This is a genomic window from Paracidovorax wautersii (genome assembly GCF_031453675.1).
Classification (GTDB): Bacteria; Pseudomonadota; Gammaproteobacteria; order Burkholderiales; family Burkholderiaceae_C; genus Paracidovorax.
Map to the genome: position 1 here is coordinate 2251512 of NZ_JAVIZX010000001.1, position 17136 is coordinate 2268647.

General features: G+C 69.5%; 15 protein-coding genes. 9 read left to right on the forward strand and 6 right to left on the reverse strand.

What is annotated here, in order from left to right; genetic code table 11:
* Positions 1–164 precede the first annotated feature (164 nt).
* Positions 165–2135 (reverse strand): phosphatase PAP2 family protein, encoded by a 1971-nt coding sequence (locus QE399_RS10195; protein WP_309828466.1) that lies wholly within the window; start codon positions 2133–2135, stop codon positions 165–167.
* 238 nt (positions 2136–2373) lie between these two features.
* Here QE399_RS10195 and QE399_RS10200 point away from each other — a divergent pair, with 238 nt between their 5' ends.
* The 3 genes from QE399_RS10200 to QE399_RS10210 all read left to right on the forward strand — a co-directional run bounded on the left by QE399_RS10200 (position 2374) and on the right by QE399_RS10210 (position 3617).
* On the forward strand, positions 2374–2781 hold the full coding sequence (locus QE399_RS10200; protein WP_309828467.1) for a hypothetical protein: 408 nt from the start codon (positions 2374–2376) through the stop codon (positions 2779–2781).
* 142 nt (positions 2782–2923) lie between these two features.
* Positions 2924–3145, forward strand: a complete 222-nt coding sequence (locus QE399_RS10205; protein WP_309828469.1) for a hypothetical protein — start codon at positions 2924–2926, stop codon at positions 3143–3145.
* Positions 3146–3272: 127 nt separating this feature from the next.
* Positions 3273–3617 carry an SMR family transporter gene (locus QE399_RS10210; RefSeq protein ID WP_309828471.1) on the forward strand — a complete coding sequence of 115 codons (345 nt, stop codon included), beginning with the start codon at positions 3273–3275 and terminating at the stop codon, positions 3615–3617.
* A 34-nt stretch (positions 3618–3651) separates the two neighbouring features.
* Here the strand turns inward: QE399_RS10210 and QE399_RS10215 are convergent, their stop codons facing one another.
* On the reverse strand, positions 3652–3837 hold the full coding sequence (locus tag QE399_RS10215; protein ID WP_309828473.1) for a hypothetical protein: 186 nt from the start codon (positions 3835–3837) through the stop codon (positions 3652–3654).
* A gap of 172 nt (positions 3838–4009) precedes the next feature.
* Between QE399_RS10215 and QE399_RS10220 the strand changes: the two genes are divergently transcribed.
* The 5 genes from QE399_RS10220 to QE399_RS10240 all read left to right on the forward strand — a co-directional run bounded on the left by QE399_RS10220 (position 4010) and on the right by QE399_RS10240 (position 11111).
* A complete protein-coding gene (locus QE399_RS10220; RefSeq protein WP_309828474.1) occupies positions 4010–4840 on the forward strand; it encodes a ParB N-terminal domain-containing protein in 831 nt (276 codons plus the stop codon).
* 124 nt (positions 4841–4964) lie between these two features.
* Positions 4965–8468 carry a response regulator gene (locus QE399_RS10225; RefSeq protein WP_309828476.1) on the forward strand — a complete coding sequence of 1168 codons (3504 nt, stop codon included), beginning with the start codon at positions 4965–4967 and terminating at the stop codon, positions 8466–8468.
* A gap of 17 nt (positions 8469–8485) precedes the next feature.
* Positions 8486–9319 (forward strand): CheR family methyltransferase, encoded by an 834-nt coding sequence (locus QE399_RS10230; protein WP_309832018.1) that lies wholly within the window; start codon positions 8486–8488, stop codon positions 9317–9319.
* The gene (locus QE399_RS10235) at positions 9316–9960 is read left to right on the forward strand and encodes a chemotaxis protein CheB (RefSeq protein ID WP_309828477.1); all 645 of its coding nucleotides are present in this window, start codon (positions 9316–9318) and stop codon (positions 9958–9960) included. The genes QE399_RS10230 and QE399_RS10235 overlap by 4 nt, the downstream gene beginning before the upstream one ends.
* Complete coding sequence (locus QE399_RS10240; protein WP_309828479.1) at positions 9957–11111, forward strand: hybrid sensor histidine kinase/response regulator; 1155 nt, start codon at positions 9957–9959, stop codon at positions 11109–11111. Before QE399_RS10235 ends, QE399_RS10240 begins: the two co-directional genes overlap by 4 nt.
* A gap of 128 nt (positions 11112–11239) precedes the next feature.
* Here the strand turns inward: QE399_RS10240 and QE399_RS10245 are convergent, their stop codons facing one another.
* On the reverse strand, positions 11240–11611 hold the full coding sequence (locus QE399_RS10245; RefSeq protein ID WP_309828481.1) for a response regulator transcription factor: 372 nt from the start codon (positions 11609–11611) through the stop codon (positions 11240–11242).
* A gap of 334 nt (positions 11612–11945) precedes the next feature.
* Positions 11946–12596 carry a DNA oxidative demethylase AlkB gene (gene alkB, locus QE399_RS10250; RefSeq protein WP_309828483.1) on the reverse strand — a complete coding sequence of 217 codons (651 nt, stop codon included), beginning with the start codon at positions 12594–12596 and terminating at the stop codon, positions 11946–11948.
* A 141-nt stretch (positions 12597–12737) separates the two neighbouring features.
* Here alkB and QE399_RS10255 point away from each other — a divergent pair, with 141 nt between their 5' ends.
* Complete coding sequence (locus QE399_RS10255) at positions 12738–13424, forward strand: DsbA family oxidoreductase (protein ID WP_309828485.1); 687 nt, start codon at positions 12738–12740, stop codon at positions 13422–13424.
* A 214-nt stretch (positions 13425–13638) separates the two neighbouring features.
* Here the strand turns inward: QE399_RS10255 and QE399_RS10260 are convergent, their stop codons facing one another.
* Both QE399_RS10260 and cphA read right to left on the reverse strand, forming a co-directional pair.
* Positions 13639–14160 carry a CreA family protein gene (locus QE399_RS10260; RefSeq protein ID WP_309828486.1) on the reverse strand — a complete coding sequence of 174 codons (522 nt, stop codon included), beginning with the start codon at positions 14158–14160 and terminating at the stop codon, positions 13639–13641.
* A 378-nt stretch (positions 14161–14538) separates the two neighbouring features.
* Positions 14539–17118, reverse strand: coding sequence for a cyanophycin synthetase (cphA, locus tag QE399_RS10265; RefSeq protein WP_309828488.1), 2580 nt, complete (start codon positions 17116–17118; stop codon positions 14539–14541).
* Positions 17119–17136: the final 18 nt, after the last annotated feature.

Genomic DNA, 17136 nt, shown 5'->3' on the forward strand with positions numbered 1-17136 from the left:
GAGTGTGTTGCACTCCGGATTTGAGGCCACCGGGCGATCCACGGTGAAAAGGCCATTAATCGTCCGTCCTCCAAGCGCATGCAGCTCTATTTTTGATAGCGATTCGGGCGGATGCCGTCGCCGGCTCTTCCACCCGGGCGCCCGGAGACGGGCGCGTGTTCGCCTCAGTTGGCGGCGCTCAGCTGCAGCTGCACGCTGTCGGCCAGGTACACGGGCGTGGCCTTGAAGCCCGCCACGCTCACGCGGTCGAACCGGCCGTGCACGCGGGCCGCGCGCAGCACGGTGACGGTGTCGCCCGCCTTGGGCGCGAAGCCGTTCTGGAAGGTGACCTCGAGCGTGCCCGCCAGCGCGGCGGCCTGCAGCGTGGACACCAGGCCGGCGCCCTGGCTGCCCAGGCGCACCTGCGTGGTTCCGGTGGCTGTCTGCGTGTAGCTGCCGGCCAGCTCCACCGGCGCCCTGGCGCTGGTGGCGAAGGTGCCGCCGTTCACGTACAGCGCGCCCTTGCCGAGTGCCTGGGCCGCGTCGGCCTGCAGCGTGCCGCCGATGACCTCGGTGCCGCCGCTGTAGCTGCTGGTGCCGGCCAGCACCAGCGTGCCGCTGCCGGCCTTGGTCAGCTTGCCGACGCCGCCGATGGGGTTGCGCCAGGTGTCCAGCGCATGGAAGCCGCCTTGGGCCGCGTCCATGGTGATGAGCGCATCGCCGTTGAAGGCGCCGTAGCCGTCCGCCGCGGCGAACAGGTTCAGGCGGCCGAAGCCTTCGGCGTCGTCCATCGCCGGGTAGCCCGAGGGCAGGGCGGTGGTCTTGAGCACCACGCGGCGCTGCGCATCGCTCAGGTAGGGCAGGCGGGTTTCCAGCAGCACTTCGGCGCCCTTGGGCACCACGGCCGGGCGGGTAGCGTCGCCGATGGGCGTGAAGCCGAACACCAGGCGGCGCGCGTACGCGCTGCGGTTGGTGGCGGCGTCGGCAAAGCGGTCCTGCGCCGTACCCTGCGAATGCGCGAAGGCCAGGAACTGCGCGGGCGTGGTGGCGCCTACGGCGGCCATCAGCGTCTGCTGGGCCTGGTTGCGGGCGGCGTCGCGCGTGGCCTGCGGGGCCGCGTAGATGTTGCCCACCGCCGAGGCCTGGCCCAGGATGCGGCCGCTCACCACGTCCAGCGGCGAATGCATGCCCGCCAGGATGCGGCTCTCGCCCAGCTCCAGGCCGCGGGCCAGCATCTCCTGGTAGCGCTGCGGCACCAGGTAGGCCATGGCGATGGCGTTGCGCACGGCCTCGGCCGTGTGGCCGCTGGGGTAGCCGCCGTCGGTCGCGGGCGTGCTGCTCTTGGCGCGCTCCAGGGTGGGCACCACCTGCACCGCGCTGCTCCAGCGCCAGGGGCGGGCGTACTTGTAGAAGCGCTTGGCGGGTTCGGTGGACGCGTTGGCGCCCATGCTGTTGACGAAGTCGATGGCCAGCCCGAACGAGGCATTGGCGCTGCCGCCCACGCCGGTGTTGTTGCCGCCGTCGTTGTACAGCACGGAGGTGGCATCGGCGGCAACGCCGTTGATGGTGGTGGTCTGCTGGGCGGCTGCGCGCCAGGCCGCAGTGAGCGGGCCCATGCCGTCGGTGGCGCTGTAGTTCTTGCCGCGGCGGTCGTCCAGGTAGGCGGCCTCGGCCTGCGCTGCCGTGCGCTGGGCGGTGGCGCGCACTACGTAATCGATGTTCTCGCGGTGGACGGCGGCGTTCTTGACGGTGCCGTCGGTGGCATCGCCCGGCAGGCCGGTCCAGTCGGAGGCGGTGACGGCCGCGAAGCCGTCCACGGCGGGGGCGGTCACGCCGGCATCCACGCGGCGTGCGCGCGGCTCCCAGATGTCCAGGAAGCCGGAGAGCACGCGCACCCCGGCGTTGGTGTCCACCGTGGCGTAGCGCGCATCGCCGCGCTGGTTGGTGCTGGCCGTGTCCACGAAGGCGGGCGCGGTGGGCACGGGGGCGGTGTCCACGAAGCCGGCGCCGGCCGGTGCGACGGGCACGACGAAGCCGTCATCGCTGTTGCCATCGCCGCCGCCGCAGGCGGACAGCGCCAGCAGGGAGCACAGCGCCGTGGCGCGCAGGCCGTAGGGTGCGAAACGAAGGGCGTAGAGGCGGGAGAGGGAAGGCATGGAGTGGGCGACGCCGGCCGCCGGGGCCGGCCAGAAAGGGACAAAGGCGAAACCTTAGGCACCCACGATGAAAACCGCGTGACAGCGGCCCGCTCGAGCCCCCTTCTGCAGGACGGGTGCATCTGGTCGGGCCGGGCCGCCGCGGCCGGGCGAGGGGCGTGCTGTGTGCCGAGAACCGCCGCCTGCGGGTGTGGGAACGGTCTCACTAGAATGGGCCGAACCCCGTCCTGCCCCCGCCATGACGCCTTTTCCCTTTCCTGTGCGCACCGAATGCCCCCCCGGGGCCTGCGTGTGCGACCGCGATGCCCTGCTGCAGTCGCCCGACGCCGAAGGTGCGAAGGTGCTGCGCCTGACGCGCGAGGAAGAGAAGCGCCTGGTGCAGCGCCTGGAGAACGTGCAGAGCCTGGCCGAGCTGCGGCGCATCGAGGCACGGCTGCAGGAGCAACTGGGTATCCGGCTGAGCATCACGGTCAGCCCGAACGAGGTGCGCACGCTGCGCGGCATCGCCATCCTCGTGCACGAACAGCGGGGCCTGTGCCGCAAGACGCGCCAGGCCCTTCCCGCGGCCATCAAAAAGGGCATGGAGCAGTGCCCCGATATCGCCTACGAACTGCTGAACGAAGGCGGACTCTTCGCCGACTCCTGAGCCGCACGCAGGTGGCAGGGAGGGCAGGGACAGGGGGGCGCCAGCCCGACGCGCTGCCGGTACCAAGGCCGATCGGCCTACAGCGAACCCTGCGCACCGTGGCCCAGAATGGGGCAGCTTTTTTTCGATGCAGGAGTGTGAGATGGCTGCTTCCCCCTTGTTGCAGGAAACCGTGTTCGGCGTGGCCGATGGCGCCACCTACTCGGGCATGTTGTGCCAGGAAGAGGGTGGGCATTTCTATTACCGGCAGGCGCAGGTGGATGGGCACAACCTGCCGTTGCCCGACAACCGCTGGCCCACCCGCGACGCGGCGGTCCAGGCGCTGGCCGAGATCGCATCGGGCGCGCGCCGGCCGGGCGAGTAGCCCCGCCCCGGGTGCTGGCGCCCGCCGCTACCATCGCGGTTCGGCATGCCGCTGCCGACCGAACGCCGCACCGCCTGTGCATGCCGGCGCGACGCGGCTGCACTGTATGCAAAGAGGAACCGATGCGATGAGTCTGACGACCAGCTATGTGCTGCTGGGATTTGCCATCCTGAGCGAAGTGATGGGTACCACCGCCCTCAAGGCTTCGGAGGGCTTCACGCGGCTGTGGCCCAGCCTGTTCACCGTCGTGGCGTACGGCGTGTCCTTCTATCTGCTGTCGCTCACGCTCAAGGTGCTGCCCACCGGCATCGCCTACGCCATCTGGTCCGGCGTGGGCATCGTGCTGATCTCGGGCATTGGCTGGGTGTTCTTCGGCCAGCGGCTGGACCTGCCGGCCCTGCTGGGCATGGGGCTGATCATCGCGGGCGTGCTGGTGGTCAATCTGTTTTCCAAGAGCGTGGGCGGCCACTGAGCAGACACGGCCGCTCCCGCATCGCGAGCCGGCTTCAGCCCTGGGCCTGCACCTCGCCCACCCAGGGGTCGGCGAACTGGCATTCGTCGGGTTCGTAGAAGGGCACGTCGCCCTTGTAGGGCATCAGCTGGTCAGACATCTGGCGCTGCGGCAGCGCCAGAACCGGCTGCCCCATCTGCCGGGCGGCAGCCTCTTCAAGGTGGTGGTCGAACGAGAACATGCAAAACCCCGGCGTGGTGGGCAGGCAGGATGGCCTGCACCGATTGAGCCGCCAGCGCCCGGCGGGGGGCGTCAGCAGGTGGGGGCAGGCCCTGTCGGAGCGGGCCTACGCGGCCCGGGTCCAGGCAATCTCCCTAGAATGCCGCCCTTTGCCTGCAATTGCCTCCTGCGCCATGAACATCATCGTCAATGAAGAACTGAAAGCCTATATCGACCCATTGACCCCCCAGGAGCACGAAGCGCTGGAGCGCAGCATCCTGGCGGAGGGCTGCCGCGATGCGCTGGTGCTCTGGGGCGATCTGCTCATCGACGGGCACAACCGCTATGGCATCTGCAGCAAGCACGGACTGCCGTTCCAGACCGTGCAGAACACGCAGTTCCAGTCGATGGAAGATGTACACCTGTGGATGATCGACCAGCACCTGGGGCGGCGCAGCGTGTCCGACTTCCAGCGCGGCGTACTGGCGTTGCGCAAGAAGGAGATCGTGGCCGCACGCCGTGCCCGCCAGGCCGAACCCGCCGAGGACGCGCCGGCGGCTGTCGAGCCGGCTGCGCCGCTGGGCGTGTCCGGCGCAGACGAGTCGCTCAAGAGCCGCGAGGACGTGGCCAAGGCCGCCCGCCTCAGCAGCAGCCAGGTGGTGATGATCGAGAAGATCCAGAAGCAGGCCGCCCCCGAACTGGTGGCGGCCGTGAAGTCCGGTGTCATCTCCCTCAATGCGGCGGCCGCGGTGGCCAGCCTGCCGGCCCAGGAACAGGCCGCCGCGGCTGCGGGCGGCAAGGACGAGCTCAAGCAGGCCGCCAAGCGCGTGCGCGAGGCCAAGCGCAAGCCGGCCGCCGAACCGGCGACTGAGGGCGGAGCGCCCGCAGCCGAAGCCGCCCCCGCGGCGATGCCGGCGGACGGACTCGATGAAGTCGGAGCGCTGCGCCAGCGCGTGGCTGAACTGACGGCCGAGAACGCGGCGCTGCGGGCCGAGCTGGAGCGCTACCAGGCCCCCGCTTTCTGATCGGGCGCGCTGCGGCGGGGCGCTGTGCCACCGGCCGTGCGCACCCCGGCCATGAAGGCCTTGGCCTACACGAGCGTGCGAACTCAGCCCCTATCATCCGGCACCACTTCATCTGCGTCCGTACATGACTCCCTCCTCTTTCGCGGAAGAACGCCAGCGCGGGCAGCGCCGCGTCATGCCGCTGCAGCTTCTGATCGGTTTCGTCCTGGCGGCCCTGGCGACCGCCACCATGGCCCTGTTCACCTACCAGTCGCAGGTCCAGCGTTCGGAGGCGGTGGAGAAGATGAATGCCGCGGTCGAGACCATCTCGCAGCTGCAGGCGGTGCTCAACACGATGAAGAACGCCGAGACGGGCCAGCGGGGCTACCTGCTCACCGGAGAGGATCGGTACCTCGAACCCTTCAATACCGCGGCCATGGCCCTGGGACAGGAACTGCAGCGCCTGGCCGTGCTGACGCAGGATCGCCCGCTGCAGGTGCGCCGCTTCGACCAGCTCAAGCGGCTGACGTCGCAGAAGATGCAGGAACTGGAAGACACCATCGCCCTGCAGCGCGCAGGCAAACGCGACGAGGCCGTGGCGCTGGTGCGCAGCGACTTGGGCCTGCTGTCGATGGACAACATCCGCAACGTGCTGCGCGAGATGCTCATGGCCGAGCGCCAGGAGCTGGAGTCGCGCCGCAAGGCCTGGGAAGAGGCCGCCAGCTTCGCCGCCTACCTGATGTGGGGCAGCTCGGTGGTCCTGCTGCTGCTGATCGGCGGCTCGGCCGCCATGACGGCCGCCGACCACCGTTCCAAGGCGCGCGAGAACTGGATCAAGAGCGGCCTGGTCGGCCTGGGCGGCCGGCTGCAGGGCGATCACCGTCTGCAGGATCTCGGCCCCATGGCGCTGGAGTACCTGGCCGGCTGGCTGGGTGCCAAGATCGGCGCCGTCTACGTGACCGAGGGGCATGGCCTGTACCAGCGCATGGGCGGCTACGCGCTGCCGGACGGCAGCGCGCGCGGCCAGATCGTCAAGGGCGAAGGGCTGGTGGGCCAGGCAGCGCAGTCGCGCCAGTTGCTGCATGTGCAGGACGTGCCCAAGGACTACCTGCCGGTGGTGTCCGGCACGGGCAGCTCGGCCCCGGCCGAGATCGTGCTGGTGCCGACGGTGCACAACGGCGTGGCGCACGCCGTGATCGAACTGGGCTTCTTCCGCAAGGTCAACGCCTCCGACCTGGACTTCCTGTCGCGGGCGTCCGAACAGCTCGCGCTGGCGATCCGCTCCGCCATCGACCGCACCAAACTGGAAGCGCTGCTGGAGGAAACGCAGCGCCAGGCCGAGGAACTGCAGGCCCAGCAGGAAGAGCTGCGCGTGAGCAACGAAGAGCTGGAGCAGCAAAGCCGCATGCTGCAGGAGTCGCAGGCCCAGATGGAGGCCCAGCAGACCGAGCTGGAGCAAAGCAACGCGCAACTGGAAGAGCAGACCCAGCAGCTGGAATACCAGAAGCAGCAGCTGCTGCGCGCCCAGGATGCGCTCACCGGCAAGGCGCGCGATCTGGAGCTGGCCAGCCAGTACAAGAGCGAGTTCCTGGCCAACATGAGCCACGAGTTGCGCACGCCGCTCAACTCCAGCCTGATCCTGGCCAAACTCCTGGCCGACAACAAGCAGGGCAACCTGTCGCCCGACCAGGTCAAGTATGCGCAGACCATCCACGCGGCCGGCAATGACTTGCTCACGCTGATCAACGACATCCTCGACCTGGCCAAGATCGAGGCCGGCCAGGCCACGATGTCCATCGAGGAGATCAGCCTGCAGAAGGCCGTGCAGGCCGTGGCCGATCCGCTGCGTGCGCTGGCCGAGGACAAGCACCTCACGTTCTCCGCGGTGGTCGAGCCGGGCGCGCCGGCGCGAATCGAGTCCGACCCGCAGCGGCTGGCGCAGATTCTCAAGAACCTGCTGTCCAACGCCATCAAGTTCACCGACCAGGGCGAGGTCACGCTGCGCGTGTCCGCCAACGCGGACGGCACGGTGTCTTTCGCCGTGCACGACACGGGCATCGGCATCGAGGAGCACCAGCGCGAGCTGATCTTCGAGGCCTTCCGCCAGGCGGACGGCAGCACGCACCGCAAGTACGGCGGCACGGGCCTGGGCCTGTCCATCTCGCGCGACCTGGCACAGCGCCTGGGCGGCGATATCACCGTGCAGAGCACGCCGGGGCAGGGCAGCGTGTTCACGCTGATTCTTCCCGCGGCAGCACCCCGCCAGTCCGAGGCGTCGGCGGCCGCTTCCACCGAGGCCACTGCGACTGCCCGGCCCACCGCACGGGCCATGGCCTCGCCGACGCTGGCTCCTGCGGCTCCGGCGCCGGTGCCCGCACTGGCAGCGGCCGAACCCGCGGCCGTACCGCAGCGGCGCGTGCCGGGCGCCGTGCCCGATGACCGCGACGCGCTGCAGCCGGGTAAGCGCGTGATGCTGGTGGTGGAGGACGACGTGCGCTTCGCCCGCATCCTGTACGACCTGGCGCGCGAGATGGACTTCCAGTGCATCGTCACGCACACCGGCGGCGAAGGCCTGGCCGCGGCGCTGGAATACATGCCCAGCGCCGTGGTGCTGGACATGAACCTGCCTGACTTCTCCGGGCTGGGCGTGCTCGACCAGCTCAAGCGCAACCCGGCCACGCGGCACATTCCCGTGCACGTGGTCTCCGTGGCCGACTATGCGCAGGAAGCGCTGGGCCGCGGCGCGATCGGCTACGCGCTCAAGCCCGTCAAGCGCGAGGAACTGGTCCACGCGCTGGAACGCATGGAGGCCAAGTTCACGCAGAGCATGCGCCGCGTGCTGGTGGTGGAGGACGACGACCGCCAGCGCGAGAGCGTGGGCCACCTGCTGGCCAACGGCGACGTGGAGATCGTCGGCGCCGAAACGGCGCAGCGCGCCCTGGAACTGCTGCGCTCCACCACCTTCGACTGCATGGTGATGGACCTGAACCTGCCCGACCTCAGCGGCTACGAACTGCTCGAGCAGATGGCCGAACAGGAGGACGTGGCCTTCCCGCCGGTCATCGTCTACACGGGCCGCTCGCTGTCCCGGGACGAAGAGCAGCAGCTGCGCCGCTTCTCCAAGTCCATCATCATCAAGGACGCCCGTTCGCCCGAGCGGCTCCTGGACGAGGTCACCCTGTTCCTGCACCAGGTCGAATCCACGCTGCCCATGGAGCGGCGCAAGATGCTGCAGGCCGCGCGCGACCGCGACTCCACGTTCGACGGACGCACCATCCTGGTGGTGGAAGACGACGTGCGCAACGTGTTCGCCCTCTCCAGCGTGCTGGAGCCCACCGGCGCACGGGTGGAGATCGCCCGCAACGGCCGCGAGGCGCTGGAGGCGCTGGAGCGCGCCGCCTCGCCCGGCGCCGCAGCGGTGGACCTGGTGCTGATGGACATCATGATGCCGGAGATGGACGGTTTCACGGCCATGAAGGAGATCCGCAAGCGGTCCGAATGGCGGCGCCTGCCCATCATCGCCCTCACGGCCAAGGCCATGAAGGACGACCAGGAGAAATGCCTGGCCGCAGGTGCCAACGATTACATCGCCAAGCCGCTGGACGTGGAGAAGCTGCTCTCGCTGGTCCGCGTGTGGATGCCCAAGTAAGGGAGCGGGGCCCGGTGCTGCAGCAACGCAAGAAGACCTTCGACATCGAACAGCACCTGCTGATCGAGGCCATCTACCACCGCTTCCACTACGACTTCCGCGGCTACGCGCAGGCCTCGCTCAAGCGGCGCCTGCAGACGGCGCTCACGCGCTTCAACTGCCGCTCGCTGTCCCAACTGCAGCACCTGGTGCTGCACGAGCCCGAGGTCTTTCCGGCCATGCTGGAATACCTCACGGTGCAGGTCAGCGAGATGTTCCGCGACCCCACCTACTTCCGCGCCCTGCGCGAGAAGGTGGTGCCGCTGCTGCGCACCTACCCGTCGCTCAAGATCTGGGTGGCCGGCTGCAGCACGGGCGAGGAGGTCTATTCGCTGGCCATCCTGCTGCGCGAGGAGGGCCTGCTGGAGCGCACGCTTATCTACGCCACCGACATCAACGCCACGGCGCTGCATAAGGCGGAGGCGGGCGTCTACGACATCGAGCGGGTGCGTGGCTTCACCGAGAACCATGCGCGCTCGGGCGGCCGCTCATCCCTTTCGGAGCACTACAGCGCCGCCTATGGCCGCGTGGTCATGGACAAGAGCCTGCGGCGGCACATCGTGTTCTCCGACCACAGCCTGGCGACCGACAGCGTGTTCGCCGAAGTGCACTTGGTGTCGTGCCGCAACGTGCTGATCTACTTCGACCGCGACCTGCAGGACCGGGCGCTGGGCCTGTTCCACGAGGCGCTGTGCCACAAGGGATTTCTGGGGCTGGGCTCCAAGGAGTCGCTGCGCTTTTCGTCGCACGCGTCCGATTTCGACGACTTCGTGCCGGAGGATCGCGTCTACCGCAAGCGGGTGGGTGCATGAGCGGAAAGGCGTCCTCTTCGTGGCCTGTGCGTGGTGAGCACAGCGCTGGCGGTCCGCAAAAAGCCGCCCGCTTCGATGCCCTGGTCATCGGCGGCTCTGCGGGCAGCATCGAGGCCCTGTCCGTGCTGCTGCCGGCCCTGCCGGCCGATCTGCGGGCTTCCGTCTTCATCGTGCTGCACCTGCCGCGCGAACGGCCCAGCCTGCTGTGCGACATCTTCCAGCCGCGGTGCGCGGTGCCGCTGCGCGAAGCGCAGGACAAGGAGCCGGTCGAACCCGGCACCGTGTACTTCGCTCCGCCGGACTACCACCTGCTGGTCGATGCCGGGCCGTCGATGGCGCTGTCGGTGGACGACCCGGTGCACTTCTCGCGCCCCTCCATCGACGTGCTCTTCGAGTCAGCGGCCGACGTGTACGGCCCGCAGCTGCTCGCCGTGCTGCTCTCCGGCGCCAACCAGGACGGCGCCGACGGCATGGCGGCCGTGCAGCGCGCCGGCGGCGTGACGGTCGTGCAGCACCCGTCCTCTGCGCAGATGACGGCCATGCCGGAGGCCGCGCTCGCGCTGCTGGAGCCCGACCATGTGCTGCCCCCGGCGCAGATCGCGTCGCTGATCAACCCCCTGCTCCTTGGGAGACCCGTGTGATTTTCAGTCCTTCCACGCCGCAGTCCGCGTCCGGAAATCCCAACGTCAAATGCCTGCTCGTCGACGACGTCGAAGAGAACCTCATCGCGCTGGAGGCGCTGCTGCAGCGCGACGGCGTGGACATCCTCAAGGCCAGCTCCGGCCCCGAGGCGCTGGAACTGCTGCTGCAGCACAGCGATGTGGCGCTGGCGCTGCTGGACGTGCAGATGCCCGAGATGAACGGTTTCGAGCTGGCCGAGCTGATCCGCGGCAGCGAGCGCACGCGCCATGTGCCCCTGATCTTCATGACGGCCGGCTCGCGCGACCAGAACTGGCAGTTCAAGGGCTATGAGACCGGGGCGGTGGACTTTCTGTACAAGCCCATCGATCCGCACATGCTGATCAACAAGGCCAACGTCTTCTTCGAGCTGCACCGCCAGAAGCGCGCCATCGCGCGGGAGCTGCACGAGCGCACGGAAGCCCTGCGCATCAACGAGATGTTCATGGCCGTGCTCAGCCACGACCTGCGCGGGCCGCTCAGCGCGATCCTCGCCTCCGCCATGGTGCTGCAACGGCCGCAGGATGCGGACAAGGTGCACACGCTGGCCGAGAAGATCCAGAGCTCGGGCCGGCGCATGGGCCGCATGATCGAGGATTTGCTGGATGTGACCCGTGCCCGCCAGGCCGGCGGGCTGGTGGTGCGGCGCCAGCCGATGGACCTGTCCGAAGCGGCCCAGCGGACGGTGCAGGAGATCCGCTCCAGCCATCCCGAACGGATCGTCGATGTGAAGCAGGCGGGGGACCTGCAGGGCGCCTGGGACGGCGAGCGCTTGTGCCAGGTGCTGTCCAACCTGCTGGGCAACGCCATGCACCACGGGGCGCCGGACCAGCCGGTGCTGCTGCGCCTGGACGGCTCCGCGCCCGATGCGGTGGCGTTCTCCGTCACCAACGGCGGCACCATTCCGCCCGACCTGATTCCGCATCTGTTCGACCCGTTCCGCGGCCGCTCACGCGCGGGCAGCGGCGGGCATCAAGGCCTGGGGCTGGGCCTGTACATCGTGCAGCAGCTGGTGCTGGCGCATGATGGCCGCATCGACGTGTGCTCGCGCGAGGGCCGCACGGCTTTCCATGTGGTGCTCCCCCGGGGCGCAGCCGACCACAGCGCGGGCTGAAGCCGCGGATGGCCGTTTCGCGGGGCGCGACGGCGCGCCGCGCAGGGCGGCTGAAAAACGAGGGAAGGGGTGTGGGGAGGCGCGCCCTGGTGCGGCGGGTTGCCGCGGGCCGTGGGGGCCGCGAAGGATCAGGCCAGGCTGGGGCCGGCCAGCTGGACCTGGACGGACGCCAGCAGCGTTTCCAGCTCCTCCAGCTCGAACGGTTTGAGCAGCGAGCGCACGTGCGGCCCCATGGCCTTGAGCGCGTGCGGGAACTGGTAGCCGGAGCACAGGACGATCCAGCGGTCGGGATCGGCGGCCAGCAGCTTGCGGCACAGGTCGGTGCCGGACATGCCGGGCAGGCTCACGTCGGTGACGACCAGATCGAAGGGATCGGCGGCGTCGAGTTCCAGGGCTTCTTCTGCGGTGGCGCAGGCGGTGACCGTTCGGCCCTCGCCCTCCATCAGCATGCCGATGGATTCACGCAGTTCGCAGTTGTCCTCCACATACAGGATGCGCATGGTGCTCAAACCCGGCCGTGGCCGCCCTGGCAGGGAGCGGTGCACAACAAAGCCGCAGCGCGGCACCGGCCCAGGGAGAGGGCGCGTGATGCGGTGCCGGGAAGGGTGCCCCGCCGGGGAGCGCAGCCGTGGCGGAACGCGTCTGCCATGTTCATAAAGCCTTTGTCTGTAGGTGATTTGCCATGCGAGCCCTGGATCTTTTGTCAGATGCGGCTGGCCGTGTGTAGGACAAGCGCGCAATGCCCGACGTTGCACGGGCAGAACGCGGGCGTCGAATGGCCCGAAGCGCTCTTCCATCGAGCGCGTATAGCTATCAAAACGAGAGCGACGCCGTTCAGCCTGCTTTGCGGAATGTCAGGTTGACGCGAAAAGGCCCGGTGAGCGGATGGCTGCCCGGCGCCACGGGAAGTACGCCATGGAAGCGCAACCGGTCCACGCCGCCCCACACCACGACGTCGCCATGCGCCAGCGGCACGCGCCAGGCCTTGTCGCCCCGGGCCATGCCGCCCCACAGGAAGGTCGCGGGCAGGCCCAGCGAGACGGAGACGATGGGGGCCGCCAGATCGCGTTCGTCGCGGTCCTGGTGCAGCGACAACCGCGTGCCGGGCGCATAGCGGTTGATGAGACAGGCGTCCGGCTCGAAGGCTTCGAACCCTGCCGCTTGCGCCGACGCTCGTGCGAGCCTGAGCAGCGCCGCCGGCAGGGCGGGCCACGGCTCGCCCGTGAGCGGGTCGTGCGTGGCGTAGCGGTAGCCCCGCCGGTCGCTGACCCAGCCACGCGCGCCGCAGTTCGTGGTGGCCACCGACATGGCACGGCCGCCCGGTGTTTCCATGTGCCGCCAGGGCGCACGGGCTGCGATGGCCTCGACGGCCGCCCACAGAACGGGTGCGTCGGCCCGTGCAGCGCCGTGCAGCAGCACCGCCTGGGAGCCTAGCAAGAGATGGGCGGGTTGCGCGCCCGCAGCGGCAAGCAGATCGGCTGTCATGGTGAAGCCCGCATGGTAGGGCAGGCCGTGGCCGATGCGATGGAGCGCGCCCTCACAGGACAGGCCTGCCTGTTTCCTGTGGGCAGCACGGGCATTGCAGCCCGCCTACCATGGCGGCCTGGCTTTTTTCCGGAGCGCCGCATGACCGCCACCACGCCCACCACCCTCAAGATCGATTTCGTCTCCGATGTGTCCTGCCCATGGTGCGCCATCGGCCTGCACGCGCTGGAGCAGGCCGCCGGGCGGCTGCAGGGCGAGGTGGCGCTGGACCTGCATTTCCAGCCCTTCGAGCTCAACCCGCAGATGGGTGCCGAAGGCCAGGACATTGCCGAGCACCTGTTCGAGAAGTACGGCGCCACGCCGGAGCAGTCGCAGAAGAACCGCGATGCGATCACCGAGCGCGGCGCGGCGCTGGGCTTCACCTTCAACATGGGCCAGCGCGGCCGCATCTACAACACCTTCGACGCGCACCGTTTGCTGCACTGGGCGGGCGAAGAGGGCGCGGCCGGCCAGCAGGCGGCGCTGAAGCACGCGCTGTTCGAGGCGTACTTCACGCACGGCCAGAACCCTGGCAGCCACGACGTGCTGCTGCGCCTGGTCGCTCAGCTGGGGTTGGACGCGGAGCGCGCCCGGGCGGTGCTGGCGTCTGATGAATACGCCGATGCCGTGCGCGAGCAGGAGGCGTTCTACCAGCAGCACGGCATCCACTCCGTGCCGGCCGTCATCGTCAACGGCCGCCACCTGATCCAGGGCGGCCAGCCGGTGGAGGTGTTCGAGCAGGCGCTGCGCCAGATTGCCGGGCAGGCCAGCGGCAGCGCTGCGGCCTGAGCCGTGCGCTGGGTCTGCAGGCCGGGCGGCGATCCTGGGCGCAGGCCGGCGAGGACGAATCGAGAGCAAGCGGCTCGCCGCGGTCTTTGCTATCTTTAGGATAGCTTTATGCGCTGGATGTGTATGGCTTCCCAGGCATAAAGAATTTGAAATCAAGAGCTGATAAGCGCATGCAGCTCCTGATCTGATAGCGCTGCTCTCAGCGTCCGAGGGCTTACTTCTTCACAGGAATCGGTGTGGCGCGATCCACCGGCACGGCCGTCACGCTGTTCTGCGGCGAGCCGTCGATGAGCTTGTCCGAATACGTCAGGTAGACCAGCGTGTTGCGTGGCGCGTCCACCATGCGCACGATGCGCAGGCGCTTGAACAGCAGCGACATGCGCTCGCTGAAGACCTCCTCCTGCGCCTTGACGGGCGCGTTGGGAAAGCTGATCGGCCCCACCTGGCGGCAAGCGATCGACGCCTCGGCCTTGTCTTCCGCCAGGCCCAGCGAGCCCTTGATGCCGCCGACGCGGGCGCGCGAGACATAGCAGGTGACGCCCTGCACGGCGGGGTCGTCGTAGGCCTCCACGATGATGTCGTGGTCGCGCCCGATCAGCTTGAAGGCGGTGTCCACCGTGCCCACGGTGTCGGCGGCCTGGGCGCCGCCCGCCAGCGCGGCCAGGCCGATGGCTGCGGCGGCGAGCCGGCGCAGCGCGCCAGGAGCGAAGGGTGCGGAAAGGGAAGTGAGGCGCATCGGCGGATCCTGGAAGAGGGAAGAAGGGGAAGGGGCGGAGTCGGAACGGGACTGGGGCGATTCTGAGCCAGTACGCAGGCGCGGCCCGGTCGGTTCACTGCGGGCCGCGCGGATGGGCCGCGCGGCGGCGCTGGTGGGGGCGTTCAGGGCAGCGAGCCGGCCGGCTGAGAGGCGATGGAGCGGTGAAGGCGATCAGCCGCCCCAGAGGCGGGCGGCTGCGTCGTCCGCAGCCGTCGTTCGCACACCGGTTGCTATGAAAAACAAAGCTGCCTGCGCTGATGGCAAGCGCCTTTCAGGTCTTCATGTCCTGAAGTGGGCTTGCCATCAGCGCAGGCAGCTCTTGTTTCGATAGCGGGGGGGCGCCCGCCGCGAGCGGGGTCAGCCGCCGATCTCGCCGGCCTGGTGGCGGCGCAGGTGTTCCAGCGCCTCCTCGACCTGGTCGATCAGCACCAGGCACAGGTCGCCGGGGGCGAGCCGCGCCAGCGCCGTGTCGATCGCCACGAACTCGCCGGTGATCTCCTGCACGTGCGTGGTGCGCTGGGCGCCCTTCAGGCCCTCGCGCAGCAGGGCGATGACTTCGCCATCGGCGCGGCCGCGCTGGGCGGCGTCCTGGTACAGGATCACGTCGTCGAAGGCGGAGCCGAGGATCACCGTCTGGTCGCGGATGTCCTCGTCGCGCCGGTCGCCGGCACCGCTGATGACCACGCTGCGGCGGTTGCCGGGCATGGCGCCCACGGCCTGCACCAGGGCGCGCATGGCGTCCGGGTTGTGGCCGTAGTCGGCGATCACCGTGGCGCCGCGGATCTCCATCACGTTGAAGCGGCCGGGGGCGTTGTCGCTGTCGTTCACGAAGCCGGCCAGGCCACGGCGGATGGTGTCCCACGGCAGGCCCACGCCCCAGGCCGCGGCGATGGAGGCCATGGCGTTCTCGACCTGGAAGCCGATGGTGCCGCCCCGGGTGAGCGGAATGTCGCGCAGGGCGATCTGCTCGCGCCACGAGTCCTCGGCCGCCACGATGTGGTCGCCGTCCACGTACACCACGCGCTGGCCCTGGGCGCGGTGCGTGGCCATGACCGGATGGTGGCGGTCCAGGGCGAAGAAGATCACCTTGCCGGGGCTGCTGGGCGCCATGGCGGCCACGTGCGGGTCGGCGGCGTTGAGCACGGCGTAGCCGTCCGGCGCCACGTTCTGCACGATCACGCGCTTGAGCACGGCCACGTCCTGCACGGTGTGGATGAAGTTCAGGCCGAGGTGGTCGCCCTCGCCCACGTTGGTGACCACGGCCACCTGGCAGCGGTCGAAGCCGAGGCCTTCGCGCAGCAGCCCGCCGCGCGCGCACTCCAGCACGGCGGCATCGGTCTCGGGGTGGGCCAGCGCATTGCGGGCGCTCTTGGGGCCCGAGCAGTCGCCGCTGTCGATCTGGCGGCCGTTCACGTACACGCCGTCGGTGTTGGTCATGGCGGTGCGCCAGCCGTGCGCGGTGAACAGGTGCGCGATCAGGCGCGTGGTGGTGGTCTTGCCGTTGGTGCCGGTGACGGCCACCAGGGGCACGCGGCCGTTCTCGCCGGGCGGGATGAGGGCGTCGATCATGGGCACGCCCACGTTGCGCGGGCGGCCGAACGAGGGCGCCAGGTGCATGCGCAGGCCGGGCGCGGCGTTCACCTCGACGATGCCGCCGTTCTGCTCTTCCAGCGGGCGCAGCATGGTCTCGCAGACCACGTCCACGCCGCAGATGTGCAGGCCGATGGTCTGCGCGGCCTCGATGGCGCGGGCAGCCACTTCGGGGTGCACGTCGTCCGTCACGTCGGTGGCGCTGCCGCCGGTGGACAGGTTGGCGTTGTTGCGCAGCACCACGCGCTGGCCCTGGGCGGGCACAGAGTCGGGCGTGAGGCCTTCGCCGGCGATGCGGGCGATGGCGATGTCGTCCAGCCGCACCTTGGTCAGGGCCGTGCCGTGGCCGGTGCCGCGGCGCGGGTCCTGGTTGACGATCTCCACCAGCTCGCGGATGGTGTGCTGCCCGTCGCCCAGCACCTGGGGCGGCTCGCGGCGCGCAGCGGCCACGAGCTGGTTGCCCACCACCAGCAGGCGGAAGTCGTGCCCCGGCAGGAAGCGCTCGACCAGCACCTCGTCGCTGTACTTCTGCGAGGTGGCGTAGGCCGCCTCGAGCTGCTCGCGCGTCGTGATGTTCACCGTCACGCCCTTGCCCTGGTTGCCGTCCTGGGGCTTGACCACCACGGGCAGGCCGACCTCTTCGGCGATCTTCCAGGCGTCTTCCACATCGGTGGCGGGGCGGCCCAGCGGCACGGGCACGCCGGCGGCATGCAGCAGGCGCTTGGTCAGATCCTTGTCCTGCGCAATGGATTCGGCCACGGCGCTGGTCATGTCCAGCTCGGCGGCCTGGATGCGGCGGGCCTTGGAGCCCCAGCCCAGCTGCACCAGCGAGCCGCTGGTGAGGCGGCGGAAAGGAATGCCGCGCGCCACGGCCGCATCGACGATGGAGCCGGTGGACGGGCCGATGCGCTCGTCCTCGTCCAGCTCGCGCAGCTGGTGGATCACGGCGTCGGCATCGAAGGGCGTGTCCGCCAGCGCGGCCTGCACCAGCAGGTCGGCCTGCTCCATGGCCAGACGACCCACGGCCTCTTCGGTGTATTCGACGACGACCTGGTAGGTGCCTTCTTCCACCGTGGCCTGCGTGCGGCTGAAGGTGACCGGGCAGCCGGCCAGGGCCTGCAGCGAGTGCGCGGCGGCCTCGACCACTTCGGCCAGCGACACGGGCACGTCGGCGCCCTCGGGCCGCAGCGTGCCGATGCGCGGGAAGCGCGCGCGTACGCGGTCTTCCAGGCCGGCCAGCTGCGTGATGTCACGCTCGGCAGGCTCGCAGTGGACGATGGCTTCGACGGCGGTGCTGCGGGTCCAGATGTTGGGGCCGCGCAGCAGGCGGATGCGGGAGATCTGCATGGAGGTGCTCTTTGGGCG

What these genes read in the sequence shown, in the direction of transcription:
- QE399_RS10235 (WP_309828477.1), top strand. Translation starts at nt 9,316, where the DNA reads ATGAGCGGAAAGGCGTCCTCTTCGTGGCCTGTGCGTGGTGAGCACAGC.
- QE399_RS10205 (WP_309828469.1), top strand. Translation starts at nt 2,924, where the DNA reads ATGGCTGCTTCCCCCTTGTTGCAGGAAACCGTGTTCGGCGTGGCCGAT.
- cphA (WP_309828488.1), bottom strand. Translation starts at nt 17,118, where the DNA reads ATGCAGATCTCCCGCATCCGCCTGCTGCGCGGCCCCAACATCTGGACC.
- alkB (WP_309828483.1), bottom strand. Translation starts at nt 12,596, where the DNA reads ATGACAGCCGATCTGCTTGCCGCTGCGGGCGCGCAACCCGCCCATCTC.
- QE399_RS10260 (WP_309828486.1), bottom strand. Translation starts at nt 14,160, where the DNA reads ATGCGCCTCACTTCCCTTTCCGCACCCTTCGCTCCTGGCGCGCTGCGC.
- QE399_RS10225 (WP_309828476.1), top strand. Translation starts at nt 4,965, where the DNA reads ATGACTCCCTCCTCTTTCGCGGAAGAACGCCAGCGCGGGCAGCGCCGC.
- QE399_RS10200 (WP_309828467.1), top strand. Translation starts at nt 2,374, where the DNA reads ATGACGCCTTTTCCCTTTCCTGTGCGCACCGAATGCCCCCCCGGGGCC.
- QE399_RS10245 (WP_309828481.1), bottom strand. Translation starts at nt 11,611, where the DNA reads ATGCGCATCCTGTATGTGGAGGACAACTGCGAACTGCGTGAATCCATC.
- QE399_RS10220 (WP_309828474.1), top strand. Translation starts at nt 4,010, where the DNA reads ATGAACATCATCGTCAATGAAGAACTGAAAGCCTATATCGACCCATTG.
- QE399_RS10215 (WP_309828473.1), bottom strand. Translation starts at nt 3,837, where the DNA reads ATGTTCTCGTTCGACCACCACCTTGAAGAGGCTGCCGCCCGGCAGATG.
- QE399_RS10195 (WP_309828466.1), bottom strand. Translation starts at nt 2,135, where the DNA reads ATGCCTTCCCTCTCCCGCCTCTACGCCCTTCGTTTCGCACCCTACGGC.
- QE399_RS10255 (WP_309828485.1), top strand. Translation starts at nt 12,738, where the DNA reads ATGACCGCCACCACGCCCACCACCCTCAAGATCGATTTCGTCTCCGAT.
- QE399_RS10210 (WP_309828471.1), top strand. Translation starts at nt 3,273, where the DNA reads ATGAGTCTGACGACCAGCTATGTGCTGCTGGGATTTGCCATCCTGAGC.